The following is a 1,030-nucleotide window of genomic DNA, read 5'->3' on the forward strand; positions in this document are numbered from 1 at the left end:
CTTGATTACCCAGCTCGCTCCGCAGCGCAGGACCTGAGCCCATAGACTGGTACACAAATACCAGTCCGGCCATGGCCCGCAGTGCGATCCAGTTCCAGAAGGGCCTCTCGCTGCCTGCGTTCCAGCGGCTCTACGGCTCCGAGGAGCAATGTGAGGCTGCATTGGAGAAGGCGCGCTGGCCCGATGGGTTCCGCTGTCCCCGCTGCAATGGCCATGAGCATGGGCTGGTCTATGGCCGCCGGCTCAAGCGCTATCAGTGTCGCTGCTGTGGCCATCAGGCCACCCTCACGGCCGGCACGATCATGCAGGCGACCAAATTGCCTCCGACCACCTGGTTTCTGGCTTTCTATCTGATCGGCCAGGCCAAGACTGGGATCTCCTCGCTGGAGCTCAGCCGCCACCTTGGCGTGAAGTACGACACGGCCTGGCTGCTGCACAACAAGATTCTGCGGGCGATGGCTGATCGGGAGGATGCTTACCTGCTTCGGGGAAAGATCCAGATCGATGACTCTTACCTCGGTGGAGAGTTGCCGGGCGGCAAGGCAGGTCGCGGGTCTGAGAACAAGATCCCCATCGTCGCAGCCGTCTCCTTGAACGAGGCGGGGCATCCGATTCACGCCAGGATCACGGCTGTGAGTGGCTTCAGCTCAGAGGCAGTCGGCGCCTGGGCCAGAGAGCACCTGGCTCCCGGCAGCCAGGTGCTCTCTGATGGCCTGGCCTGCTTCCGTGCCGTCACCACTGCGGGCTGCGGCCATCAGGCCATCGTCACTGGTGGGAAGCACCCCAGCGATCTGCCGCAGTTCCGCTGGATCAACACGCTGCTGGGCAACCTCAAAACCAGCTTCAACGGAACCTTCCATGCCTTCAACTTTGACAAGTACGCCAGGCGCTACCTCGGCGGCTACTGCTTCCGCTTCAACAGGCGCTTTTCGCTGGCGGCGATGACCGAACGGATCGCCAATGCAGTCTGTTGCTGTATGCCTTGCACCGAAAGGGATCTCAGGGTCGCGGAGCCTTATGGGTAATCAAG

The 1,030-nt window shown here is 61.9% G+C and carries 1 protein-coding gene; it reads left to right on the forward strand.

The window, feature by feature from the left end; translation table 11 throughout:
- Positions 1-71: 71 nt before the first annotated feature.
- Positions 72-1,025, forward strand: coding sequence for an IS1595 family transposase (locus tag CJZ98_RS17820; protein WP_094592434.1), 954 nt, complete (start codon positions 72-74; stop codon positions 1,023-1,025).
- Positions 1,026-1,030 lie beyond the last annotated feature (5 nt).

It is taken from the genome of Vulcanococcus limneticus LL, from assembly GCF_002252705.1.
Classification (GTDB): Bacteria; Cyanobacteriota; Cyanobacteriia; order PCC-6307; family Cyanobiaceae; genus Vulcanococcus; species Vulcanococcus limneticus.

Excerpts from the sequence above, each read along its gene's own strand:
- CJZ98_RS17820 (WP_094592434.1), top strand. The coding sequence starts at position 72 with ATGGCCCGCAGTGCGATCCAGTTCCAGAAGGGCCTCTCGCTGCCTGCG.